This is a genomic window from Paenibacillus daejeonensis DSM 15491, from assembly GCF_000378385.1.
Classification (GTDB): Bacteria; Bacillota; Bacilli; order Paenibacillales; family Paenibacillaceae; genus Paenibacillus_D; species Paenibacillus_D daejeonensis.
On the sequence record NZ_KB899670.1, the window covers coordinates 37,080 to 62,615 of the forward strand.

Annotated in this window: 23 protein-coding genes and 1 pseudogene; 21 read left to right on the forward strand and 3 right to left on the reverse strand. The window is 51.4% G+C overall.

Features of this window, described 5'->3' with window-relative positions; all coding sequences use genetic code 11:
• Window positions 1-15: 15 nt before the first annotated feature.
• The 11 genes from ctaD (at window position 16) to F556_RS0125130 (ending at window position 9,599) form a co-directional block, all read left to right on the forward strand.
• Window positions 16-1,821: a cytochrome c oxidase subunit I gene (ctaD, locus tag F556_RS0125080; RefSeq protein WP_051108793.1), complete on the forward strand. Its 1,806-nt coding sequence runs from the start codon at window positions 16-18 to the stop codon at window positions 1,819-1,821.
• Window positions 1,818-2,438 (forward strand): cytochrome (ubi)quinol oxidase subunit III, encoded by a 621-nt coding sequence (locus tag F556_RS0125085; protein ID WP_020619762.1) that lies wholly within the window; start codon window positions 1,818-1,820, stop codon window positions 2,436-2,438. Before ctaD ends, F556_RS0125085 begins: the two co-directional genes overlap by 4 nt.
• A 3-nt stretch (window positions 2,439-2,441) precedes the next feature.
• The gene (locus F556_RS0125090; RefSeq protein ID WP_020619763.1) at window positions 2,442-2,765 is read left to right on the forward strand and encodes a cytochrome C oxidase subunit IV family protein; all 324 of its coding nucleotides are present in this window, start codon (window positions 2,442-2,444) and stop codon (window positions 2,763-2,765) included.
• 85 nt (window positions 2,766-2,850) lie between these two features.
• Window positions 2,851-3,756, forward strand: coding sequence for a cytochrome c oxidase assembly factor CtaG (gene ctaG / locus F556_RS0125095; protein WP_020619764.1), 906 nt, complete (start codon window positions 2,851-2,853; stop codon window positions 3,754-3,756).
• A 121-nt stretch (window positions 3,757-3,877) separates the two neighbouring features.
• On the forward strand, window positions 3,878-4,591 hold the full coding sequence (locus tag F556_RS0125100) for a hypothetical protein (protein WP_020619765.1): 714 nt from the start codon (window positions 3,878-3,880) through the stop codon (window positions 4,589-4,591).
• Between the two features lie 35 nt (window positions 4,592-4,626).
• Window positions 4,627-5,013, forward strand: a complete 387-nt coding sequence (locus F556_RS0125105; protein WP_020619766.1) for a GntR family transcriptional regulator — start codon at window positions 4,627-4,629, stop codon at window positions 5,011-5,013.
• A 15-nt stretch (window positions 5,014-5,028) separates the two neighbouring features.
• Window positions 5,029-5,952, forward strand: coding sequence for an ABC transporter ATP-binding protein (locus F556_RS0125110; protein ID WP_020619767.1), 924 nt, complete (start codon window positions 5,029-5,031; stop codon window positions 5,950-5,952).
• Window positions 5,953-5,954: 2 nt separating this feature from the next.
• A complete protein-coding gene (locus tag F556_RS0125115; protein ID WP_020619768.1) occupies window positions 5,955-6,857 on the forward strand; it encodes an ABC transporter ATP-binding protein in 903 nt (300 codons plus the stop codon).
• Window positions 6,850-8,130, forward strand: a complete 1,281-nt coding sequence (locus F556_RS0125120) for an ABC transporter permease (protein ID WP_020619769.1) — start codon at window positions 6,850-6,852, stop codon at window positions 8,128-8,130. Before F556_RS0125115 ends, F556_RS0125120 begins: the two co-directional genes overlap by 8 nt.
• A gap of 158 nt (window positions 8,131-8,288) precedes the next feature.
• Window positions 8,289-9,149 carry an imm11 family protein gene (locus F556_RS0125125; protein ID WP_020619770.1) on the forward strand — a complete coding sequence of 287 codons (861 nt, stop codon included), beginning with the start codon at window positions 8,289-8,291 and terminating at the stop codon, window positions 9,147-9,149.
• Between the two features lie 123 nt (window positions 9,150-9,272).
• Entirely contained in the window at window positions 9,273-9,599 is a 327-nt protein-coding gene (locus F556_RS0125130; protein ID WP_020619771.1) for a hypothetical protein, read from the forward strand.
• A gap of 29 nt (window positions 9,600-9,628) precedes the next feature.
• Here F556_RS0125130 and F556_RS0125135 read toward each other — a convergent pair whose 3' ends face one another.
• Window positions 9,629-11,461: a sensor histidine kinase gene (locus F556_RS0125135; protein WP_020619772.1), complete on the reverse strand. Its 1,833-nt coding sequence runs from the start codon at window positions 11,459-11,461 to the stop codon at window positions 9,629-9,631.
• A gap of 67 nt (window positions 11,462-11,528) precedes the next feature.
• Here F556_RS0125135 and F556_RS36635 point away from each other — a divergent pair, with 67 nt between their 5' ends.
• From F556_RS36635 to F556_RS0125175, 8 genes and pseudogenes are all read left to right on the forward strand, one after another.
• A complete protein-coding gene (locus F556_RS36635) occupies window positions 11,529-12,950 on the forward strand; it encodes a response regulator transcription factor (protein ID WP_020619773.1) in 1,422 nt (473 codons plus the stop codon).
• The gene (locus tag F556_RS0125145) at window positions 12,947-14,371 is read left to right on the forward strand and encodes an ABC transporter substrate-binding protein (RefSeq protein WP_020619774.1); all 1,425 of its coding nucleotides are present in this window, start codon (window positions 12,947-12,949) and stop codon (window positions 14,369-14,371) included. Before F556_RS36635 ends, F556_RS0125145 begins: the two co-directional genes overlap by 4 nt.
• A 134-nt stretch (window positions 14,372-14,505) precedes the next feature.
• A complete protein-coding gene (locus F556_RS0125150; protein WP_020619775.1) occupies window positions 14,506-15,687 on the forward strand; it encodes a substrate-binding domain-containing protein in 1,182 nt (393 codons plus the stop codon).
• Window positions 15,688-15,778: 91 nt separating this feature from the next.
• On the forward strand, window positions 15,779-17,278 hold the full coding sequence (locus F556_RS0125155; RefSeq protein WP_020619776.1) for a sugar ABC transporter ATP-binding protein: 1,500 nt from the start codon (window positions 15,779-15,781) through the stop codon (window positions 17,276-17,278).
• Entirely contained in the window at window positions 17,259-18,248 is a 990-nt protein-coding gene (locus F556_RS0125160; protein WP_020619777.1) for an ABC transporter permease, read from the forward strand. The genes F556_RS0125155 and F556_RS0125160 overlap by 20 nt, the downstream gene beginning before the upstream one ends.
• The gene (locus tag F556_RS0125165) at window positions 18,245-19,411 is read left to right on the forward strand and encodes a Gfo/Idh/MocA family protein (RefSeq protein ID WP_020619778.1); all 1,167 of its coding nucleotides are present in this window, start codon (window positions 18,245-18,247) and stop codon (window positions 19,409-19,411) included. The genes F556_RS0125160 and F556_RS0125165 overlap by 4 nt, the downstream gene beginning before the upstream one ends.
• 35 nt (window positions 19,412-19,446) lie before the next feature.
• Window positions 19,447-20,481 (forward strand): zinc-dependent alcohol dehydrogenase family protein, encoded by a 1,035-nt coding sequence (locus F556_RS0125170; protein ID WP_020619779.1) that lies wholly within the window; start codon window positions 19,447-19,449, stop codon window positions 20,479-20,481.
• 191 nt (window positions 20,482-20,672) lie between these two features.
• Window positions 20,673-21,377, forward strand: a pseudogene (locus tag F556_RS0125175) (sugar phosphate isomerase/epimerase family protein); the annotation flags it as partial.
• A gap of 316 nt (window positions 21,378-21,693) precedes the next feature.
• Here the strand turns inward: F556_RS0125175 and F556_RS0125180 are convergent.
• Window positions 21,694-23,370, reverse strand: a complete 1,677-nt coding sequence (locus F556_RS0125180; protein ID WP_020619781.1) for a hypothetical protein — start codon at window positions 23,368-23,370, stop codon at window positions 21,694-21,696.
• 223 nt (window positions 23,371-23,593) lie between these two features.
• On the opposite strand from F556_RS0125180, the gene F556_RS0125185 reads away from it, so the two are divergent.
• Both F556_RS0125185 and F556_RS0125190 read left to right on the forward strand, forming a co-directional pair.
• Window positions 23,594-24,247 carry a response regulator gene (locus F556_RS0125185; RefSeq protein WP_020619782.1) on the forward strand — a complete coding sequence of 218 codons (654 nt, stop codon included), beginning with the start codon at window positions 23,594-23,596 and terminating at the stop codon, window positions 24,245-24,247.
• Between the two features lie 39 nt (window positions 24,248-24,286).
• Window positions 24,287-24,640, forward strand: coding sequence for a c-type cytochrome (locus F556_RS0125190; RefSeq protein WP_020619783.1), 354 nt, complete (start codon window positions 24,287-24,289; stop codon window positions 24,638-24,640).
• 100 nt (window positions 24,641-24,740) lie between these two features.
• Here F556_RS0125190 and F556_RS0125195 read toward each other — a convergent pair whose 3' ends face one another.
• Complete coding sequence (locus F556_RS0125195) at window positions 24,741-25,355, reverse strand: SCO family protein (protein ID WP_020619784.1); 615 nt, start codon at window positions 25,353-25,355, stop codon at window positions 24,741-24,743.
• Window positions 25,356-25,536: the final 181 nt, after the last annotated feature.

Sequence of the window (25,536 nt, forward strand, 5' to 3'; positions counted from 1 at the left end):
CGTTACACCGGTATAATGGACTGGATTACAACGGTTGACCATAAGAAAATCGGCATTCTGTATTTGATTGCCGGCGGTTTCTTTTTTCTGATCGGGGGGCTTGAGGCGATTCTGATTCGGATTCAGCTCTGGCAGCCGATGAATGATTTCTTGAGTGCGGATATGTACAACCAGGTTCTGACCATGCACGGAACAACGATGATCTTCCTCGCGGCGATGCCGATATTATTCGCCTTGATGAATGCGATCGTGCCGCTTCAAATCGGCGCGCGCGACGTTGCTTTTCCGTTCCTGAACTCACTGGGTTTCTGGACGTTCCTATTTGGCGGCTTGCTGCTGAACATCAGTTGGTTCGCAGGCGGAGCGCCAAATGCAGGCTGGACGTCGTACGTACCGCTCGCAAGTCCGGTATATAGTGATACGCATGGCGTTGACTTTTACGTCATAGGCCTACAAATCTCGGGTATCGGGACATTGATCGGCGGTATTAACTTCCTGGTTACCATTATTAACATGCGTGCACCAGGGATGAGCTTCATGCGGATGCCGATGTTTACCTGGTCGATCTTTGTAACTTCGGCTCTGATTCTGTTCGCTTTCCCGGCACTGACTGTCGGTTTGGCGGCCTTGATGTTCGACCGACTATTCAGCGCGAACTTCTTTAATCCAGAGATGGGCGGTAACGCCGTGCTATGGGAGCATATTTTCTGGATATTTGGTCACCCTGAGGTATATATCCTCATCCTGCCGGCCTTCGGCATCATCTCGGAAGTCATCGCGACCTTCTCGCGTAAGCGTCTGTTCGGTTACAGCTCAATGGTATTCGCTACCGTGCTGATCGGCTTCCTGGGCTTCATGGTATGGGCTCACCACATGTTCACGACCGGCCTCGGACCGGTAGCGAATGCGTTGTTCTCCATCGCCACGATGCTAATTGCAGTTCCGACAGGGATCAAGATCTTTAACTGGATCTTCACCATGTGGGGTGGATCCATTACGTTTAATAGTGCCAACCTCTATGCGATCGGCTTCGTACCGACATTCGTTATGGGTGGTGTCACGGGCGTCATGTTGGCGGCAGCGCCAGCTGACTACCAGTATCATGATACGTACTTTGTTGTTGCTCACTTCCACTACGTTATCGTGGGTGGTTTGGTGCTTGGTATCTTTGCAGGTCTCCATTACTGGTGGCCGAAGATGTTCGGCAAGATGCTTAATGAAACCTTGGGCAAAATTACGTTCTGGACGTTCTATATTGGCTTCCATCTGACGTTCTTCGTCCAGCATTTCCTTGGTCTGATGGGGATGCCTCGTCGGATTTACCAATATCTCGACGGTCTCGGCTTCAATCAAATGAACTTGATCAGTACCATTGGTGCGCTGTTGATGGGTATCGGTTCGATCCTGTTCGTCGTTAACATCATTGTGACTTCCAGAAGCAAAGAAAAGCTCGGCGCAGATCCATGGGGAGACGGCCGTACACTGGAATGGACGATTCCATCGCCACCACCAGAATACAACTTCCTGCAAACACCGCTCGTGCGTGGTTTCGATGCACTCTGGAAAGAAAAAATGGATGGCAACAAGACAGTTACACCTGCTGAACCAGTAGGACCGATTCACATGCCGTCGCCATCAATTCTGCCATTCTTTATGTCTGTCGGTCTCTTTATCGGAGGCTTTGGGTTCATGTATCACCAATACATTATCGGCGGCGTGGGATTGCTCATCACATTCACGTGTATGATCTTGCGTTCCCTCTACGACGATCATGGTTACCATATCGAGGTTGAAGAGCTTGAGAAAGGGGTGAAAGCATGAGCGCACACTCGCACGTAGATGGTCAATTGCCTCATGAGCCTGAAAAGGCCACCCTGGAAGGACGCAATAAAGTCCTTGCCTTCTGGTTGTTCCTGGGGGGCGAGACGGTATTGTTCGGTACGTTGTTCTCCGTGTATCTGGCACTTCGTGGCCAGGTGCTGGAGGGTAACCCCTCAGCCAATGAGTTGTTTGATTTGCCACTGGTCGCGGCGGCTACGTTTATCCTCCTGACCTCCAGTTTGACAAGTGTATTCGCCATTCAGGCAATGCATAGGAATAATGTCAAGTCGATGATTAACTGGTTAATCGTTACCGTTGCTCTTGGCTTGGGATTCTTGGTTCTAGAGGTCTATGAGTTCATTCATTACTTGCATATGGGTCATGGCTTTACGACCAGTGCTTTTAGTTCGTCCTTCTATACGCTCGTCGGGTTCCATGGTGCTCACGTTATCTTGGGCGTCGTATGGATTTCACTCCTGATCGGTCAAGTGTACAAGAAAGGTCTTAACACTGTTACCGCTCCTAAGATCTATGTAGCTGGTCTATACTGGCACTTTGTCGACGTCGTATGGGTTTTCATCTTTACGGTCGTCTATCTGATGGGAAAGGTGGGCTAAGCGATGGCAGGCAACCATTCCAACACTGCTGCTGAAGGCAAAGGCAAGCGACATCGGGTCGAAGGGCCGCAAAAGCATATTGTCGCTTACATCTTCTCCATTCTGCTGACGGTTCTGGCGTTTGCCACCGTTGCAGCCGGAGAGATCAACTCTACCTTTACGTACATCCTGCTGGTCGTTATGGCGGCTCTGCAGGTATTCGTTCAAATGTCCTTCTGGATGCACATGAAGGACCGTGGACATTTGTTACCGATTATCGGCATTTTCTTCGGCGTCTTCGTAGTCTTTACATGCGTAGTTATGGCCGAGTTCTGGGTTTGGTGGTAAGGTCAAGTCGGAATAGCTTGAAGAGAGGCGGGTCATCATGTGACCCCCTCTTTTTTCAAATTCTAAGAATGAAGGGGAATCCATGATGCTTGGATTGCAATACTTCAGCTTTGAGGAATTGTGGAGCCCGATCGTATTTTTCATATTCGCAGCTATAGTCATACTCTATTTCTATCTAATCGGACCATGGCGAGAGCGTCATTATCCCATGGAGGCTGCCGCAACGCTAAAACAGAAAACATTTTTTGTGGGCGGCGTGGTGTTATATTATTTGGCCAATGGCGGGCCATTGGAGCTCCTGGGTCATTTGATTTTCTCGTTTCATATGACCAATATGGCGATCTCTTACTTGGTGGTTCCACCGATGATTTTGCTAGGTGTTCCTACGTTCTTATGGCGGGCTGCCTTCAGCAAGCCATTCTGGAAACGCCTGCGGCCAATGATGCACCCGTTGATCTCACTAATTCTCTTTAATATATTGTTCTCAATTTATCATGTCCCTGAGGTTCATGAGTATGTTATGTTGAACTTCACGGTACATCGGATTTACTTCTTCGTGCTGCTAATCTCCGCCTTCATGATGTGGTGGCAGATCGTCAGCCCTGTCCCGGAATGGAGTCGTCTGAGCGGGGTCAAGAAGATGGGATTCATCTTTGCTAACGGGGTGCTGCTAACACCGGCGTGTGCCCTCATTATTTTCTCGCCAGAGCCACTGTATCCGATGTACAATGATCCGAACGTGTGGGTACAAGCGATGGGATACTGTTTGCCAGGGGACACAACCTGGTTGCTTGAACAATTCAGCGGACCCGAGTATTTCAATTTCCTGCCTCCGATTGAAGACCAACAGCTGGGTGGCGTAGTGATGAAGCTCGTCCAAGAGCTTATGTATGGCGCTATCCTGATCTATGTCTTCAAGGAATGGTACCAGAAGGAAAATAAAGATTCGGATGAATTGCCAAGCTCCAATCCGAATCCTGGTACTGCATAGTTCGAACATGAACGGCCTTTGGGCCGTTTTTTTGTTTTGCTTTTTGTTTGACAAAGAAACAAGGTGTGATTATACTGTGTATAAAGATATATACAGTATGATGACCTAAGGCGGTGAAGAGATGAAGACATGGCAGGGCATATGGCTGATTGCCAAGCATGAACTGCTTAATGAACGGAGATCCATTCTGTTCAGCTTTTTGTTAGTGAACTATACGACGTTTATGATCATTGCTGTGATTCATCAATCTGCACCTCTGAACGAATATACGGTTTGGGTGGAGAACTTTCTCTTCCTAACCCTCATGCCCATGTTCGGCTTCACCTTGAATCGGACAATGATGCGTGTATGGTCAGAGGATACCTACAGCTACAAACTGGCTGATATGCGTAGTATGCCCATCACATCACGTCAAATTGCCGGCAGCAGGCTGCTGCAATTCACGATTTTCTTTACTGTCGGCTGGCTCTACTTTTTCACCATGATTTATTTGATTGTGGATTGGGCCGGGGAGATGGAACTGCTTGCTTTTCTGGGATTTGCCCTTATCTGGTACGCTTACGGCGTCGTCATTGGCAGTATCTATATTTGTTTCGAGCTCGGTGTTTCAGGTAAGCAATACATGTACATGACGTTAGTGTTTATGGCCTTCTTCGGTCTCGTAACCCTCGGCTTGGAAGTCACCCAGATCGGATTGATACGCAAGAGTGCCTTGTTGATGATTGAGGGGACCTGGTGGCTGCCGGTTGTACTAATGATTGCAGCAGTGGGATTGATGTGGCTGATCTATACGGCGATTCACAGCAGAATAGAACGGCGGAGCTTGTTCCTGTAGGAGAATAGGGAGCTTAGGATAAAGGTGGTGAAGGTGTGTGGCGTACAATCCAGATCAATGAACAGAGTGCTGAGCCGCTCTACTATCAGATCGAGGTCCAGCTCCGGGCGCTGATTGTCAGCGGCCAACTGCAGGAGGGGACACTCTTGCCGTCGATCCGCGAATTCGCCCAGCAGCTGAAGTGCAGCGTCATCACCATCCGCCGAGTGTATCAGGATCTTGAGGCCCAAGGGCTGCTGCGGACCAAGCAGGGAACCGGCACCTTTGTGGCCAAGGTGGACTCGGCTGACCGGGACCGACACCGGCTGGAGGCTGTGGTGAAGGCGATGGAAGAAGCGGTCGATGCTGGCCGAAGAGTACAATGCAGTGATGAAGAGCTGGAGGCGCTATTCCGGGAAGCTCTTCGAAGAGATGATGGATGAACAGGAGGATGAATAATGGAGGAGCAGCAGGTAATTCGTCTATCCGGCGTCAAGCTGACCCGGGAGCATTTTCAATTGGGGCCTTTGAACCTGAATGTGCCACAGGGCTATATTACAGCCATTGTAGGGCCGAACGGCTCAGGCAAGAGCACCACATTTCGTATGCTCCTCGGTCTGGTACAGCCGGATGATGGCGAGATTGAGGTGCTGGGTCAGGCCGTGAAACCAGGCTTGGGGGTGGATTACAAGCAGCAAATTGGCTATCTGGAGGAGAATGCACCGTCTCATGATCATGGCTTGCGCGCCAAAGACAAGACAGCCTTCGCCAGGCACTGGTATCCAGGCTGGGACGTGAACCGGTACCGTGAGCTGCTGCATCTGTTCGGTGTGGACGACGGGTTGAAGCTGGGCAAGATGTCCAAGGGGATGCGGCGCAAGTACGAGCTGGCGATGGCCATCGCCCATGATCCTGAGCTGCTGCTGCTCGATGAGCCTTCATCCGGATTGGATCCGCTGGCTTGGCGGAAGATGATCGATGTTCTGCACCGCCATATGGAGCGTGGCGATCGGACGATTCTGATGGCTTCCCACATCGTGGAAGAAGTGAAACGATTGGCCGACTTCATCGTATTTATGATACATGGACAGGTGATGGGTATTTACGAGAAAGATGAGCTGTTCAGCAGTTGGCATTGCCTGTATGTGCAAGTGCCAGACGCGAACATTCCATGGGAAGAGATGCCGGGCTACAGCAGCAAGGAGAAAACGGGTTCCAACACAGTCAAGCTCATGACAAGCGCAGCTCAACAGTCCGAAGTGTGGCTGCAGGAGCGAAACATTGTCATTCAAGGTAGACAACCATTGGAACTCGATGAGATATTAGCTGAATTGATGGCGCAGCGCGCCTTGCACTCAGCGTCAAGAACGAAAGGGGTATGACAATGAATCCGTTAATCGTAGACAATGTAGTCAAGGAATATGGCGACAAAACAGCAGTTAACAAAATCAGTTTCGAGGTAGAAAAAGGTGAAATCTACGGGTTGCTCGGCGCTAATGGTGCGGGTAAGACGACGACCATGCGTATGGTGCTGGGACTGATCTTCCCGGATGAAGGCAAAATTTTGTATCATGGCAAGCCTTACAGCCGGGAGCAATTGCAAATGCTTGGTTACCTCCCGGAGGAAAGAGGGATGTATCCAAAGGTCAAGATTAATGAACAGATTACGTACCTGGCCCGGCTGCGGGGAATGTCGCAGAAGGATGCCGATAAGAACCTGAGGGACTGGCTGGAGCGCTTCAACATTACCGAGTACTACAACATGAAAATTGAAGAGCTGTCCAAAGGGAATCAGCAGAAAATTCAATTTATCGCGGCGGTCATCCACAAACCAAGCATCGTCATTCTTGATGAAGCGTTCAGCGGATTGGACCCGGTTAACGTAGAACAACTAAAGGCGACGGTCAAAGAGCTGCGCAACAGCGGAACTACAATCCTGTTCTCCACCCACCGGATGGAGCATGTCGAAGAGCTGTGCCGGAACATCACGATTTTGCACCGTTCCAATACGGTATTGCAGGGCAATATCAAGGAGATCAAGAAGCAATTCCCGCGTGAGCGCGTCATTCTGGGAACCGAAGGTGAGCTCAACGGACTGGAGGGCCTGAGCGGTGTCCGTCAGGTGAAGCGGATGGAAAATGGCTATGAAGTGTTGATTGAACGTCCAGAAACGGCACAGGATCTGCTGCGGCATGCAATGGCCCAGGCGGAGCTGACCCGGTTTGAGCTGCTAGAGCCCACATTGAATGAAATCTTTATCCGATCGGTAGGTGGAAGAAATGAGTAATTTTTGGAATGTTGTTGGCTTTACAGTAAAGAATAAAATCCGTACCAAATCGTTTATTGTGACCACCGTCATTATTGCTGCAATCATGAGTTTAGGCGTTAACTTGCCTTTTATTATCAGCCAATTCACAGGAGATGACGCTGCCACAGAGTCGACAGTCATCGGTTATGTCGAGAACGAAGCGCCGCAGGTGACGGACGCGCTAACTACTTATTATAATAATCTTGGCGAGGAAGCTGATCTGCAGCTCGCGGGCTATGCTAATGAAGAAGCGCTTCGCGAGGCGATCAGTGAAGGTGAGATTCGTGGCTACCTCATTTTTGAAGAGCAAGCAGGCCAGGCATTCCCCGCTGTCACGTATAAGGCAGAGACCCTTAGCGGCGGATCATCCGTATCGCTAATGTCAGCTCTGCAAACCGTTCGGAACGATATCATCCTGGAGGAATCAGGTTTGACAGCGGAGCAACGCGCGGCGCTGCTTGAGCCGATTAACCTCAACTCGACACAGATTTCGACGGAGACCGGTACGGAAACGGTTGGTGGAGAAACAGGACCTAGCGGTCTGGCCATGGGCTTTGTCTATGTGGTCATTATCCTCTTGTTCATGGGTATCTTTATTACAAGTCAATTGATTGCGACAGAGGTTACATCAGAGAAGAGCTCGCGTGTTATGGAAATCCTCGTCACAAGCGTGGCGCCGCTCACTCAGATGTTCGGCAAAATCTTCGGGATGTTCCTCGTGGGCACGATGCAGATCGGTACCTTTATCCTGGTCTTCCTAATCAATGTCATGCTGCCACATAACCAAGAAATGCTGGCGGGTATCGATATTAATCTGTCTGAGCTGGATCCAATGCTGTATGTCTATGCCATTATCTTCTACTTCGGCGGCTACTTCCTGTTCGCAACCCTGTTCGCAGCTGTCGGTTCGATTGTCAGTCGCACCGAGGATTTGGCACAGGCGCTGACGCCAGTGACGATCCTCTCAATGGCGGGCTTCTACATCGGTATCTTCGGGATGACGGCACCGGACTCGACCTTGATCCAGGTAGCGTCGTATATTCCGTTCTTTGCGCCATTCGCGATGTTCCTCCGCGTTGGCCTGACCGATCCGGCACTGTGGGAGATTGCCTTGTCCATCGGCCTGCTGCTCGTCAGCATCTTGATCTTTGGCTGGCTCTCCGCCAAAATCTACCGTACCGGCGTTCTCATGTACGGCAAGCGCCCATCGTGGAAGGAAATTCGTAAGGCTATGAAGGCTTATAAGATTTAGATTACAAGCAAAAGAGATATTTATGATATTAAAAGAAACGGGTGCCAATACTGGCGCCCGTTTTTTGTGCACAAATTAATGAGTGATTTATAAACAAATTATGGTAAAATAAGAAGGTGATATTTAGTTAACTACTATTTGTTAAGGGGAGCAAGTTGATGAAAGTGTGGCTGTTAGATTATGATCCTTTTAAGCATCATACTGAATTCGTGGACCATGAAGATTATTCACTCATTTACGAAATGACAAGTCAGGCCAAAACGCTGCAAGGAAAGCTTAAAACCTGTGAGCTTGAGTTGAAGGATTATAACCAGCCGACGGATTTCTTAGGGAGGATCTCGGGAGCGCTAATTATTAATGGAAAAGCAAAGGAGCTATTTAATCAATTTCCGAACTTAAATGTTGAATTGTTACCTTTAAACCCATCCATGGATTGCTATATTCTAAATGCACTCACTGTTCTGGATTGCGTGAATGGCGAGGAGTCATTGGTAGACAGAGTGGGAGGAAGGCCTGATGGGCGATTAATGGGTTACAAGGAAATTAGTCTTTATGAGGACGTTGTAAAAGGGCATGATATGTTTCGAATTCAAATGCATGAGGGGGACCGGCTTCAACCCTATCTCTATGTATCAGATCAGCTTAAAGAATGGATCGAAACCCATCTAACGGGATATCAATTGATTGATATCTGGGATTCAGAGTTCTCGTGGCAACAGCAGGAAGCGAAATATGAATCATTGATTCGTGAAGTGGACGCTTCCCTTGCAGAGACATTTAATTTTGGCAAAGCCTCAAAATATGTGGAGAAAAATATAGACAGTATAATTTATAGTGGCAAGTGGGCCATGAAGGTGGACGAAAATCGAGAGGTTTGGATCGGAAGGCTAACTTTAGATGGAACTTATGAGTGGGATGATCCCACTTATTTACCACCAGTACTTTTGAATCTAACGTGGGGGATAAAGGAGAAGAGAACATTTAGCAAAAGATTAAGGGACTTGATTCCCTTTTACTAATAAATACAAGTCTCTTGGACAGGCGGTCACGGGTGTACATATAAAATAGAGGGATGAAACGGTCAGTGACATTGTTTAATCTTAACATGTTACTGACATTTTTTGTGTAAGGAGGTTGTTATAATGAAAAATACAAATACCATAATGATTACGATAATTTTGGTTGTTGCAATCTCGCTAATAGGTATCCCCTTGCTTGTTGGATCTGAAGATTCAATTCTTCCTGCTATAGGAATTGCCATCCTAATGATTTCACTCGTTTTGTATTTGAGGAATAGGATGAAAAACAAACTCCTATTTGCTCATGTAGGAGCTGCTATATTACTTGCGTTTCTGTGGTACATGGATAATTTCACAGATAGTCCTGTGTCTTATTGGGCTATCGTATTACTTGTCATCTTTATCTGGATCTTTTACTTTTGGGAATGGTATAAGAAAAAGAAGGGGTAGTGTGGGGTAGCCTGAGTTTTTAGAGGAGGCTACCCTTTTTGCTCTGTGTCGGATAGTTTTCGCTGATGAAAGGGAAGATGAAACTCAAAAACAGTTCCGGTATCAGAATCGCTTTCGATGTGGAAAACCAATTCCTCACCATACATCAAGACAAAGCGGCGATAGGTATTATAAATACCTGTATGTTTGCGGAAATACGAGTCTTGGGTCTCGCCGCGCTTAGCAATCAAGCTGTGCAACTTCGAAAGCACATGGGATGGAATACTAGAGCCTGAGTTATATATTCGTACGTGCAGATAGGTATCGCTTCGCATGACATCGACCCGCAGGGTAAAGTCGTCCGGGCCCAGATGCGGACCCCACCCGTACTTGATGGCATTCTCGACAAACGGTTGAATGCTGAGCTTCATCACGGACAGATCCAAAACAGAAGAGTCAATCTGTAAATCGGCATGGACGGCCTTGCCATTGCGATAGAAGTGAATCGTTAAGAAATTACGAATATAGTCCAATTCTTCCTGCAAGGTTGCAAAACCATCGTCATTGCGTACCGTATAACGCATCATCTGTGATACGGATTGTACCATCTCTCCTACGGCTTCCCCTTTGTTACTCACTGCGTACGATTCAATCGTCTCCAAAGTGTTGAACAGAAAGTGCGGATTAATCTGCGCTTGTAACTGAAGAAGTTCCCGTTCTTTCTCACGCATATTTGCCTGATAGACTTCGCTTTCCATCCATTCAAGCCGCTGAATCATTCGGTTGTAACTGTGAATGAGAAAACCAATCTCATCGTAGTTGTGTCCAAGCTCTACCTGGATGTATTGTCTTTTCCCGCGCCCCATCTTCAACATACTCTCCTTCAGTCGGTACAGTGGATAGAGGATGACGTTCATGACAGGGAAGGCGATGATCAGTGCGGCGGCTAAGCTTAAGGCGGCGATTACCAATGTCAGCCGATAGGTTTGCTGTACCCCTTCCCGGATACTGCTGAGAGGCGAGGTCCAGATGATACTCCAATCGCTATTCGTCAAGGAAGCGTAGCTGGCTTGATATTGCGTATTGTCAGATGTAAACACGACTATAGATTGCTGGCTATGCTCATCCCGTGCCGCGCGAAAGTCGTCGACCAACGCCTTGGCTTGGGGAAGGTCGGATACGATAGTACCGCTAGGCTCATGCAGAAGCATCACTTGCCCTTGCTGATCCTGATCGCCTTCACTCAGCATGCTGCGGAGTTTGTCCTCGTGGATCTCCATAATAAACACAGCTTGGGTAGTACCAGTGAGTGTATGGAAGATCGGCCGAACATACGAGAACACATTGGTTTCGCTGTATGCGATATAGTCCAGCGTGCGCGGTCCTGTCAGCTCCGGGCGATCAAGCGTGAGGATGTCTTGGTAGTAAGGTTTGGTGGAAAAATCGAATGCAAGATCCAGTTGTTTCTGGTAAGAGTCAAAATAATGCTTGTCCAGCCGATCCAGATAGAGGATACCGGCTACTTCAGGGTGAAATTGCAAGGTGTTACGTACGATCGGACGAATCCGCATCATGTGTGTGGCCTGCATATCCAACTGATCCGCAGGTGTTGTCATAAAACTCTGAAAACTGGGATTCATAAATACACTATCAAATGATTGGTTTAGACTGTCAAGATAACCGGACATCTCCCGCGAGACGAAGTCGACATATTGCTCGGAGATGGTGGCGGAGTACTCTGTGCCCGAACGATACATGAAATACTCGGAGCTGTAGCTGACGAGCGTAATGGGGATAATGGAAATAAGAATTAATAACACAAACAACTTGAACTTCAGAGATAAGCGGTTTAGGATACGGGTAACAGGCTGGAAGCGAAACAACGAAAGATTCCCTCCTTACTCTTGTGCAAAATATCATCTCAAAGTTTCTTAAAGGAGTTGGATTCAAGTGAAAATATGTGTCATTGATGACGAGCTTGGAGTCCGGACAAGCATCATTCAGAAGCTGACTGCGCTGTTTCCCGACGCCAAGGTGTTCAATGGCGAGTATGGCTTGTTGGCACTTGATCGTATCGAACTGATCCGTCCGGATCTGATCTTCCTTGATATCAGAATGCCGGACGTCGACGGGCTTGACATTCTAAAGCAGGTCAAGCGAAACTACCCTGCGATTTATGTGGTCATTATATCAGGGTATGACGAATTTGAATATGCCCGTCAATCTTTACAACTAGGGGCGACCGACTATTTGTTGAAGCCGGCGGATAGAGTCAAGTTACGGGAAATTGTGGAGAAAATCAAAGTAGAGCAGGAGCAGGCCGCTCTGCAGGAAATGGGACAATGTTTGGCTGCAGATCCTATGCCTTATATTTCCGTCGATCAGATAAGACTATACAATGCTAGTCTGTGGTTCGATGAGAGAGAAGCGAAGCGGATCGTTGTGTTGTCGGACAAAATAGCACAACCGGAGCTTAAGCACGTTTTGTTAACGATCGTGGTACGGGAGGGTCTTGAGCTCATCATAGTAAGGACAGAGACCGGATTGCAGGCCGATTGTTTTCGGGAAAAGCGCAGCTTTACACTAGTATTGAAGCATGTAATTGCTGTTGAACAGGAGCAGCGGTTTTTCGGGACTGCTAGAGATGTGAGCGTTGGCAGTCCCGTGGTGCGAGATAAAGCATGGTCCGCGAAGGTGCATAAGCTGCGGCTGCAGGTCATACATGCCGCGCGAGCAGGCCAGCAGGACGAGCTGGGGTCTGCGCTCGCTCAATGGCTAGCAGAGCTGGAGCGTCCCGGCTTTACGGAACTCGTAAAGGAATGTGCGACTTTGATGGCCCAACTCGATGAGGGACTGATGAGAAGAGAGGTGATCTTCATCGATGAAGCGGCGTGGAGCTACTGGTATGAATGGGTGACTCGCCATAGTAATTGGCAGCAGCTGCGGGAGGGGGTTCAGCGGATGGTACTGGGCGGCGTTAAGGCCCTTCAGGATGTGTCTGCCGTGGGCAGTCCTGTGGACGAGCATGCATCCGGTTGGTTCCAGCAGGCGCTAGATATCATCGCACAGTCGGAGGATATGCAGCTGACGCTGGAGATGGTAGCCGATGCGGTTAATGTTCATCCGGTTACGCTCAGCCGGACCTTCAAGCAGCGGATGGGGTTGAATTTCGTGCATTTTCTGACTAAGAAAAAGATGAATGCTTCACGGAAGCTGTTACTGACTTCGGATAAGAGGATCACAGAGATCGCTGAGATGATGGGGTATACGGATCAATCTTATTTCCGCAGCTTGTTCAAGAAAGAGTTCGGATATTCCCCTTCCGAGCTGCGTAGGCAAAGCGAATCAAGAGGAGGGCGGAATTCAAGGTGAAACAGCTGAAAAGAAGCATCGGCACATTGTTCATGCTTGGTTGGATATCCATGGTTACGGCAGGTTGTTTCGGTGGATCGGACACCGAGCCGCCAACTGTTCAGGAGAACGAAGCAGATCCTGTATTGCGCGTGTTGTATGCTGCAGCGGAGGCTGGCTCGGAAGCAGTCATCAGTGCAGCAGAAGAGTATGAACGGGTGACGGGGGTGCGGGTGGAGGTCAATGCATTCCCCTATAATAGCCTGCAAGAACGTGTTTTTTCGGAGTTGGCGAGAGAGAGTGGATATTATGATCTTATCGCCATAGATACGCCTTGGATACCGAGAATTATCCAGCATTTAGAACCGCTGAGCCAATACATCCCGGCTTGGAAACGATTCGACATGGAGGACTACATCGCCAAGCTTTTCTTGGATACGTCCGTGTTCAATGAACAGAATCCACAGCAAGCACCTCCCGTGATGGACCCCGTGAAGCTGGATGACATTACAGCAGCTGGTTTTGACATCTGGAGCTTTCCGATTCAGTCCAATGTCCTTGTCGTCAGCTATCGCAAGGATTTATTCGATGACGAAACCAATCGGACACAGTTTCGAAATCGCTTTAACCGTGAACTGACAATTCCAGATACACTAGATGAGTATCTTGACATCGCCAGATTTTTCACGACGGAGCTCTCGGATGATGGACAACGGATTTACGGAACGACGCTGATGTCGGCGAAGCACGAATCGAACTTTGTTGATTTCAAATCGTTCTTAAGCGTCTATGGCGGGCGTCTGTTGAATGACGATAACGAGCCTGTCTTCCATCAGGAGGAAGGTGTGCAAGCGCTTGAAGCTTATGGGAGTTGGATTCACGACTTTCGGGTCACACCCCCTGACGTACTGTCGTACACTTGGGATGAGGTGGAGATCGCTTTTGGTTTTGGGCAAGTGGCAATGGGCATGAATTACCACGATATGCGGCTGAATCCCCAGGTGAACGGAACCGTGGGCTACTTCATGATGCCGGGTATGCTCCATGACGGGGAATTGGTGCGAGGACCGCATTTTGGTTCCTGGGGGCTGGCGGTGAACCGGTATTCAGAACGGAAGCAGAGCGCTTTTGAATTGGCGGAGTATCTAACCAGTTCTGCTGTGCAGAAGAAGTATTTGCGTTTTCGTCAGCACGTCACTCGCAAGTCGGCATACGAGGCTGCCCAGTTGTTGGAGGATGCCTCGCAGCGCGAATATTATCGGGTGTTGGGTGAGTCGCTGAGCGTCGGTGTTGGCAGACCGAGAACCATCCATTATGACCAATTGTCGGAGGCGATCCAGACAGCGGTCCAGCAATACCTGAGTTTCACCAAGGATGCCAGGACGGCGCTATCGGAAGCCGCAGAGGAGATCCGGCAGCTGGAAGACACCCCGGTGCACTAAAAAGTTCCCCCCTGCAGGTTAAATTACTCCTCTACTTCTCCCTCCTTCGCCCCTCTATACTCAAAGTACATCAGGCGCATCGCTTGCGAATGTCGCCTGATATAACCTGGAGATATAGAAAGGGGACACCTACAATGAACAGAAAATTGGCGAAGCCGCTCGCGTTACTTATGGTTTGCGGGATGGTACTTGCCGGCTGCGGCAATGCAGCCCCACCAAACGCAACCCCGGGCGGGAATGAGCCTACCCCAGAGCCGCACAATGGATACACAGAGACAAGCGGCCCCCTCACCATTAACCCGGATATACCCGATCTCGAAGTACAAGATGTAGGTCCTAACGGCGAACAGGCTGTATCTGCCAAAGACTTGAGCCTCAGTGAAGAGGAACTGCAGAAGATCAAAGACGGTAACTATAAAGCAGCTATTGTCATGCATTATTCCGGAACGGACTATATGACAGCCGCAGTTGGCGCTATGCGCGATTCTTTCGAGAAGATGGGCATCGAGGTCGTCGCAGTGACTGACGCACAGTTCAAAGCGGAGAAGCAGGTCAATGATATCGAGACCGTCCTTGCCAGAAATCCGGATATTATGATCTCCGTACCTGTTGATGCGGTATCTACGGCATCGGCTTACAAACGTGCTGTCGAACAAGGCGTAAAGCTTGTATTCATGGACGGAGCAGCCGAGGGCATGACAGCAGGCGAGGATTACATTAGCATCGTCTCCGGTGACAACTACGGCAACGGCGCGGTAGCAGCCGACATCATGGCCGAGAAGCTGGGCGGCTCAGGCAAGGTCGGCATTGTCTACCATGACGTCAATTTCTTTGTTACCAAGAACCGTTCCGATGCCTTCGAAGCCCGGATCAAGGAACAATATCCGGATATCGAGATCGTGGCGCAGAGCGGCATCACGGATCCCAACAAAGGGGAAGAGGTGGCCTCCGCCATGCTGACCCGGCATCCCGACATCGATGGCATCTTCGCGCCGTGGGATGTGCCTGCTGAAGGCGTCATGGCCGCTGCCCGTACCGCCGGCCGCAATGACCTAATCGTGACCACCGTCGATCTGGGGACCAATGTCGCCATTTCTATCGTTTCCGACGGCATTGTTCAGGGGCTGGGTGCCCAGCTGCCGTACGATCAAGGCGTGGCCCAAGCGATTCTGGCCGGATACGCTCTGCTGGACAAGGAAGCTCCCGCTTATGTAGCCTCCCCTGCAATCAAGGTGACACGAGAGAACGTGCTGGAGAGCTGGAAGCTTATCTACGGCACGGATGCTCCATCTACTGTGCAAGACGCAATCAAGTAGGACGTTGAATTGTTCCCGGATTTCGCCCCTGAGAGCTTGAACTTTCGTGAAATCCGGGAACACAAGGCGTATCCATAAAGAAGGTGAAGCGATGAAACCGCCTATTCTGGAGATGAACGGTATCTTTAAATCCTTTAATGGCATCCCGGTTCTGAAGGATGTTGACTTCTCGGTCAAGCAAGGCGAGATCCATGCCCTGATGGGGGGCAATGGCGCAGGCAAGTCTACACTGATGAAAATCTTGACAGGTGTCTATTCGGCAGACCGCGGCGAAGTGAAGCTGGACGATAATGTCGTTGCGATCCGCAATTATGAGGATGCAAGATCCAACGGCATCTCGATGATTTTTCAGGAATTCAGTCTGATCCCGACCTTAACGGTCGCACAGAATATCTATCTGACCCGTGAATCCAAGACTTCGCTGGGATTGCTCGATGACAAAGCTAACGAGAAAAAAGCTGCAAAGCTCCTTGCCGAGCTTGGTGTTGATATACAACCTTCCGACCTGGTTCAGGACCTGGGCGTCGGCTATTGGCAGATGACCGAGATTGCCAAAGCACTGTCTCAAGAAGCAAAGATTCTTATCATGGACGAGCCGACCTCCTCGCTCACGAAGACGGAGACGGAAGTCCTGTTCACGTTTATGAACAAGCTAAAAGCAAAAGGCTATGCGATCATCTATATCTCGCACCGGATGGATGAGATCTTCCGCGTCTGCGACCGCATCACAATCATGCGGGACGGCCGCAAGATCAGTACATCTCAGATTTCTGAGACATCGATGGATCAAGTGATCACAGACATCGTCGGTGTGGCATCGGGCAAGGCGTTCGAATGGGTCGAGCGCCCGTACGATGAGGCTGGTGAGCCAGCATTCGAAGTGCGCGAGCTCACGGCCGGCGATAAGGTGAGGCAGGTAAGTCTGCGGATCCAGCCGGGGGAGATTGTGGGCATCGCCGGGCTCATGGGGAGCGGCAGGACGGAGCTGCTGCGTGCGATATTCGGCATCGACCGGATACACAGCGGCGAGATCTACGTAAGGGGACGCCGATGTGCCATCCGCAATCCGTCTGACGCAATCGCCGCGGGCATCGCATTGATCCCAGAGGACCGTCGGGTGCAAGGGCTGGTCCTGCAGCATAGTGTGCGGGACAATATGATCTTACCGATTCTTGCGAAGGTTCGCAGAGGTCCGCTATTGGACGGCAAGAAGATGAATGAGCTGAGCCGGGAGCTGGTGAAGCGTCTCAACATTAAAACAGACTCTATCTCCAAGGCCAGCAACCTGCTCTCCGGCGGTAATCAGCAGAAGATTGTGCTGGCCAAATGGCTTGCCAACCATCCGGAGGTCCTGCTTCTGGATGAGCCGACGATTGGTGTAGATATCGGTGCCAAGACGGAAATTGTAGACATCATCCGGGAACTGGCGGAGAGTGGCAAGGCCATCCTCGTCGTCTCCTCGGAGCTACAGGAGCTGCTAGCGCTCAGCGATCGTGTGCTGATCATGCATGAAGGGCGGATGGGCAAATCAATGAAACGCCAAGATATTGAATCGGAGGAGGGGCTGCAATATGCAATCCAGGGATACTGAGCTGCGTGAGTCTAAGCAGGGAATGCTGGCAGCTGTGAAACACTTCCCGTGGCGCAATTATATCGTCTATATTGCTTTCGTCGGGGTATTCGCTTATTTTGCAATCTCTTTGTTTGATCAAGGGTTCATGACAACCGGCAACCTGCTCAACATTATCAGGCAGACGGCAATCATCGCATTGATGGCACTTGCGATGACGTTCGTCATTAGTACGGGTGAGATCGATTTGTCTGTCGGCTCTACAGCCGCTCTTGCATCGCTTACGGGAGCCTATGCCCTGCAATCGGGCCTTGGCGTCCTTGGCGGAGTGGTTGCGGGTCTTGGGACGGGCTTGCTTGTCGGTTTAGTCAATGGCCTGCTGGTCACGAAGGCAGCGATTCCCTCTTTCCTCGTCACCCTTGCTTCCATGGGAGCGGTGAAAGGGATGGCGATGTGGGTAACCGATACGGCCCCGGTGCCAATTACCAATGCTACGTTTAATTTCTGGTTCGGGTCCGGCAATCTCGGCACCATCCCCGTCTTGCTCATCTGGATGGTGGTGTTCACGGTCATCGCCCATGTGCTCCTTCGCAAGACGGCATTCGGCCGGCAGACACTGGCTACAGGCGGCAATGAGAATGCAGCGCGCTTCTCCGGCGTCAAGACAGGACGGATCAAGCTACTTGTCTTCCTGGGGACAGGCCTAATGGCCGGATTGGCCGGACTGCTCTATGCCGGGCGGATGAATGCCGGGCGCTTCTCGTTCGGCGAAGGCGACGAGTTGTCCGTTATTGCGGCTGTAATCTTAGGCGGGACGAGCTTGTTCGGCGGGGTGGGGACCATTATCGGTACGCTGGTCGGTGCGCTGATGATGGGCACGATCAACAACGGATTGATCATCATGGGACTTGACGTCAGCCAACAGATGATGATCAAGGGGCTGATCATTATCCTGGCGGTCGTGTTCGGAAGGAAGGCGATCAGGAAATGAGCCGCAAACTGAAAGCAGGCATTATCGGGAGCGGGTTCATCGGCTCGGCGCACATTGAAGCGATCCGAAGGTTGGAATTCGTCGAGGTTGCTGCGCTGGCGCAGGATACGCAAGAGAAGGCAGACCGCAAGGCAGAGCAGCTTGGCGTTCCGCTCGCCTACGGCGACTATAACGAGTTACTGGCCAACCCGGATATCGATGTTGTGCATAATTGCACACCTAACTATCTTCACTATGACATTAACAAAGCGATTATTGCCGCTGGCAAGCATGTGCTCTCAGAGAAGCCGCTCGCTACATCCAGTATGCAGACGGCTGAGCTGGTGAAATTGGCGAGAGAGCGTGGGATTATTCACGGTGTCAATTTCAATTATCGTCAATACCCGATGATGAAGCAGCTCTCGGAGATGGTCAAGAAAGGTGAATTCGGCGATATCCGGCTGGTGCACGGCAGTTACCTCCAGGATTGGCTGTTGTATGATACAGATTACAACTGGAGACTTGACAGCCAGGCGGGTGGGCGTTCGCGGGCCATGGCCGACATCGGCTCCCATTGGTGCGATAGCATCCAGTATGTAACGGGGAAGCGGATAGCCGCTGTGTTCGCCGATCTTTGGACGGTGCTGCCGGTACGCAAGAAGCCTGTCTCCGGTAGCGGGGAGACATTTGGGGACGGGGCTGACAACCATCAGCTATACGAAGAGGTACCCATCGACACGGAGGATTATGGCTCGGTGCTGCTGCGGTTCGAAGACGGTAGCAAGGGGGTGTTTACCGTGTCCCAAGTGAGCGCCGGACGTAAAAATGCGCTGAGCTTCGAGCTGAACGGCACCCGCAAATCGGCAGCCTGGAAGCAAGAGGAGCCAGCAGGTCTGTGGATTGGTCACCGGGATCGTTCCAACGAGATGATGCTTGCCGATCCGGCCCTGTTTCTCGAAGAGGCGAGGTCTTCCATTCATCATCCGGGCGGGCATCATGAAGGATGGCCGGATTCGCTGAAGAACATGATGCTTCATTTCTACAGCTATATTAGAGACGGTAAGGACCCGGAGCGGGATCCATGCGGATTTGCTACGTTTGCTGACGGTCACCTGTCCATGTGCATTACCGATGCCATTTTGAAGAGTCATGAGCGGCAACAATGGGCAGCGGTCGAGCTTTGACCATTAACCAACTTAAACAAACGGAGGGGACAGCAATGACTATGAAGGCGGTCATATTTCCAGGGGACAAGAAAGTTGAAGTGAGAGAGGTACCGATTCCTCAGCCGGGACAAGGCGAAGTACTGATCCGGATGAAAGCGTCGGCGATTTGTCGCAGCGATATGAGCTTGTACTATGGCAATCCCGTGGTCGGCGGAGAAGCGGCGACCTCTGGCTGCATCCATCCTGGGCACGAGCCGGCGGGCGAGATCGTAGAGATCGGAGCAGGGGTAGAGCGGTTTAAGAATGGCGATCGCGTCGCAGTCTATCTGGCGATCGGCTGCGGTGAATGCGCGCACTGCAAAAGCGGCTATAAAATGTTTTGTACCGATTGGCAGTGCATCGGCTTTGACAAGCATGGCGGCGATGCCGACTATGTCGTCGTGCCGGAGGAGAACTGCATGCGTATTCCCGACGAGATGAGCTACCTCGTCGCTGCCGTCTCGACGGATGCCGTAGGAACGCTATATCATGCACAGAAGCGTCTGGCGATCAACGGCAGAGACACGCTTGTCATCTTCGGCATGGGGCCGATGGGCGGCGCGGGCGTAATGGTGGCTCGAGGTCTTGGCGCGACGGTCATCGCAGTGGACATGCTGGATGAACGGTTGGAGATGGCCAAGGAACTCGGAGCCGAGTATACGATAAACGGCAAGGAGGATGTGCTGGCCCGCATCATGGAACTGACCGGCGGACGCGGCGCGGATGCGGTGATTGATTGCTCCGGCAGCCCACATGCGCAGAATACAGCGTTGAACAGTCTTCGGGCGCACGGTCGGGCAGCATTCATCGGTGAGGGCAGGGAGCTGACCATTAACCCGAGCGATCAGTTGATTCGCAAGCAGATTACCGTCATGGGCTCATGGTACTTTCCCATTTTCGAATACGATGAGATCACCCGCTTTATTCTAGACCGCAAGCTGCCAGTCGAGAAGTTGGTCTCCCATACGTTCAAGCTGGAGGAGGCCGAACAAGCATTCCGGATGTTCGATGCCAGAGAAACGGAGAAAGCAGTGTTTGTGTGGGAATAAGGCTTGCGTACCGATATCGGTAGGCATCAGCAAGAAAGGATGGGGATGTCATGAAAGGCATATCGTTTAACACTTGGGCCTATAGTAGTTTTCCGGTATGGGTACCCTCGTATCCGTTGGAGGAAGTGATTCGCCGGCTAGCCAGTTTCGGGTATGACGCTATTGAAATTGGCTGTGCCAGTCCGCATGCCTGGCCAGCGGCCCTCACCCCAGAGCGCCGCAAGGATATTCTGCAGTTGCTGCGCAAAGAGCGGCTCGCCGTATCTTCGATGCTGCCGGCGCCAGGCGGGGGACCGGGCAATAACCCCAGCTCACCAGTGGTGGAGGAGCGTGCGTTAACAGTTGAACACTACAAGGATATCCTGAGACTGGCGCACGACTGGGAGTGTCCGACAGTCATCTATCTGCCCGGGTGGGCGGTGTTTGGAACATCACAATCGGATGCCTGGAGTCACAGTCTGGAGGCATTAACCGGTTTGGCTCCTTACGCCAAGGAGCTGGGCATTACACTTGTCGTTGAACCGACGCCAACTGACAGCAATCTAGTTGATTCCGCTGACGATGCGCTAATGTTGGCCGAGCAGTCGGGACAAGACAACGTCAAGGTAATGTTTGACACCTTCCATGCCCTGTATCGTAATGAGGTTGCAAGCGATTATGTATATCGGATGGGCGATAAGTTGCATCATATCCATCTGGCGGACAGTGATCGTTTACCGCCGGGGATGGGGCGATGCGATATGGAAGCAGTACTGAAGGCACTCAAGGAAACAGGGTACTCGGGTTACTTAACCGCTGAGGTTGGATTCGATAAACGGGCGGGCGAGCCTGACTGGTATGCCAAAGAGACCATCGCTTACTTGCAGAGTGTGCTAAAGAAACACGATTGGAGATAACAAAAACGGCTCCCCTACCCCCACATCAAGCTGGATGCTTGATGTGGGGGTAGTTTGCTATCACTATAACCGATACTACAGACAAAAGTGCAGTTAGTAAGGCGCGAATTGGAGCATCGGACAGGGATAAGGTCAAAAGTGCAGTTAAACCGGACGAAATTTCTAGATACTGGGTATTTCGGGTGATTTAATTGTATTTTTGTCTTTAGGGAGCCTAAATGAGGCCAAGTATGTGAAAATAGTGGTATTTTTGTCGTTAAGGTGATGGAGTGGGGCTGGCAGGGCTGTTGGGCAACGTTACGGGAATGGATGAGGGTCAATCACCCGGCTCCGCATACGATTGACGGACGAAGTCGACGACTTGGTCTCGCAGCCCTACGTTACGGCTCCGCTTGCGCGCATGCTGGGAATGGCACAGCTGCAGGCAGGCCTCCTCGACGAGCAGGAAGATGGATCCCATATTCGCGTATTCGTCCAATTGCAGCAGCAGCGCCTCGGCATAAGCCTCGCGGGTATCCCCTTCGTGCTGGTTCAGCTGTTCGGAGAGCTTCATCACCGTACCGATCAGATCATACAGGAATAACTGCAGCATCGGCTGGGTCAGCTGACGCCGGATGAAGTTCTCCTCCTGCAGCTCCATCAGCAGGGCGTGTGTCTCCGTCTCGTTGCCGGCTTTGATCAAATTGACCAGCCGTCCCTCCAGATCAGCTGGGTAACTGTAGGAATGCATACCGCGCGGCAGGTCGCTATACCACACGATGGGGCCATCCGGATTCAGGGGATCACCGGCGGCAAGAGCCTGCCGGGCTTCTTCATATGAGCGGGAGATCTCAGAGAGTCCTCCCGACATCGAGCCGGCAGCCAGCAGACAACGCACCGTTAGACGTTCCTCCAACAGTTCTTTGACAGGGGATAGGAGCTGTGTCAGCCCATCCTGGCAGGCTTCATCCCCTTCCTTCTTGCAAGCATACAGGAGTGCGATTTTGTCTTCATCAATATCGTACAGGTAATCTTCAGCGCGGGTGACGCTCAGCAGGACTTCCCGGGCAATCATGCGTACCTTATCCAGCCGCTTCAACTCGGGTTGCGAGCTTGCCTCATCTTCATAGAGATGGAGCTGCAATACGGTGACACAGTAATGACCATTGCCGAGCGAGATGCCGGCATGGCCCAGTCGCTGCCGAATCTCATCCTCTGAGCTGAACTCTCCCTTGAGCAATTGGTCAATGAACCTATGCCGCAGCCTCGGCAGCTGCTCCGTCATCCGCTGCTCCAGCTGGGCCTTGCCCACCGTGAGCGCGCGAAGTTTCTCTTCTATTAGTCCATAGGCATCCTTGCCCGTGGGTGTCTCCCCTTCCAGCCCTTCCATGACACGCCGGAGAAGCGCTTGAAGCGGACGGCTGTTGCGATAAGCCATATACAGTACAATGCAGGCCCCGATCACAAAAGAGATTGCCAGCGCAGTCAGCGTGGTCCGCTGAGCGGCGCTGACGCTGTCCATCACCGTACCGGTCGGCTGGACGACGACATATTGCCAGTTGTTGTGGCTTGAGGTGTTGTAGACAACCGTCATGGCATTGCCGTCCACGGTCTTCTCGAAGACACCCTGGCGCGGCCCGGGTGTGGAGATCGTGCGTGGTCTGGGCGATTGCCCCTCCGTTCCCTGAGCTGCGGTCGAGACAAGGACTTGGCCTTGCTTGTCTGTAATATAGGCCCAGCCCTCAGGGGCCTGGACGAGTCCCTCCAGAAGCTGCCGGATCTGCTGCTCACCGATCAAAACGACGGTTTCTCCCTGGGAGGAATGCGGCAGACCGATCTCGGCCAGCCGTCGGTCCAGAATTTCTTTGGTCTGGTCCAGTGCCTGAATATTGACCGCTACAATCTCTTCTTTCATTGCAACAAAGGTATTGTAGTAGGAGTACATGCTGATGGCATGCGTAATAATCATGATGATGATATAAGGAATAAAGAACCAGATCATCAGCTTGTACATGGAAGCCCCCTGATTTCTATGCTATGTTTGCGCTTACATTATAACATCCCTAGAGAAGGTGGCGCTATAGCTTCTGTGACGGCGCTGAGCCAAGCTTGTAAGCTGCGTCACAGCGAAAATCATCCGGTTGACATACAACGTTCACCGCTTCTGACTCCTTCGGGTCATGTGCCAGAGCCAGAGGTACAGTAGGATAAAGGGGAATAGAAGGGAGGGGCAGCTGATGAACAGTCCCGTCTTTCGCGTACTGGTGATTGATGACAGTGACCATGCGCGAGAAGGCATCCGGATGATTCTTGGGGGCGATCCCGCTTTTGTTGTTGTGGCTGAAGGCACTAGCGGAGAGGAGGCCCTGCCGCTGACCGAGCTGTGGATGCCGGACCTGATCCTGATGGATATCACCATGCCGGGAATCGGCGGTCTGGAGGCAACCAAGCGGGTGAAGGACAAGTATCCGTATGTGAAAATTGTCATGGTTACCGTGTCCGACGATATTACGCATCTGTTCGAGGCGCTGAAGAAAGGGGCTCAGGGCTATCTGCTCAAAAACCTCTCGCCTGCTGCCTGGCACGAATATCTTCGGGCCATCGCACTGGATGAAGCGCCGATGACGCGGGAGCTGGCGTTCCGGCTGCTCAAGGAGTTCTCACCCATCGAGACAGCTGCACCGGGCAGCGATCCGCTCACAGCCAGAGAACGAGAGATTCTCGGTCAAGTGGCAAAAGGGGCCGCCAATCGGGATATTGCGCATACGCTGGGGATCTCGGAGCACACGGTGAAGAACCATCTGAAGAATATTCTGCACAAGCTGCATCTGGATAATCGTGTGCAACTGGCCAGATATGCGTATGAGCAGGGGTGGCTTAGGAAAGGGTAGAAAATGGAAGACTAATTACTAATGAAGGAGCGATTGCAAATGAACAGATGCAAATGGTCGATTGCAACAACTGCATTGGCAGCCATGCTTGCGATTAGCGGTTGCGGCGGAGGTGGAGGCTCTGAGGCACCACCCAACAATACAGGAGCAGGGGAAGAAGTCTCGGAGTACAGTGAAGCGATGTCGGTATACCGACAGAAGTGTCTGAGCTGCCATGGTGCGGAGCTGCAAGGCCGCTCGGCGCCAAGCCTGCAGCAGGTTGGTGCCAAGTATGACGAAGCGCAGATTGCCCAGATCATTACGGAGGGACAGGGCGGGATGCCGGCCTTCGGCAGACAACTGAGCGAAGAGGAAATCGGCTCGCTTGCCGAATGGCTGGCGGTGCAGCAATAACTGGCGTACAGCATACGTTTGTAGGGACGCTCATGCAAAAAGCTCCGGGCACATGCTGCCTGCTGGCGGCGTGAACCCGGAGCCCATGCTAGAACGAAGATTAGCGTCCTTCGACGAGGGTCGCGATGTCAGCGAGAATTTCCTCCTGATTGATGTCATCTCCCATGCGATAAATCTTGCGTACTTGATGCTCGCCGTCGATCAACAGCAGAGACGTAATGCTATGCACATAGAGGCCGTCATCCAGACGCTGCACACTGTTGCCGTATTCAGCGGCGAGGGCAATCGTATCGGCTTCCTCGCCTCGCAGCAGCGTCCAGCCTGTCTGATCGATACCCAGGCGCTCGGCATACCCTTCCAGTACTTCGGTCGTATCATTGTCTGGGTCAAAAGTGGCACTGACAAAAGAGACCTGATCGCCATACCATCCTCTAGCCTTCAGCTCTTCCTGCATATCAACCATATGAATGGTTGTGGCAGGACAGATGTCAGGACAGCGGGTGAAGATAAAGGACATGAGGCGCACTTGGCCGTCATAATCGCTCTGCGTCACGATGTTACCTTCATGATCAGGCATTTGGAAGTTTGGAGAGGCCATGACGACAGGCAGGCTTTTGCTCTGGAAGAGCGGATACAGCAGGTAAGCGGCAAAAGCCGCCACAAGTATAATCGCCGCAATGAGGTAAGGACGCGCGGCTTTGGTATGGCTGGACATCGTATCACTCCTAGTTCTTATAGAGGTTATCGAAATGAGGTTATTCAAATAAGGCATGCCGGTGTTTGATTCTAGTGTAGCATTCACTATTTGGCCGGGGCTATAACCCGATAGGGCTACTATTCTGTTAGATAGGGGCCTGGCTTCATGGAATGTTCACAAGGCAGCTGCAGGATGCAGT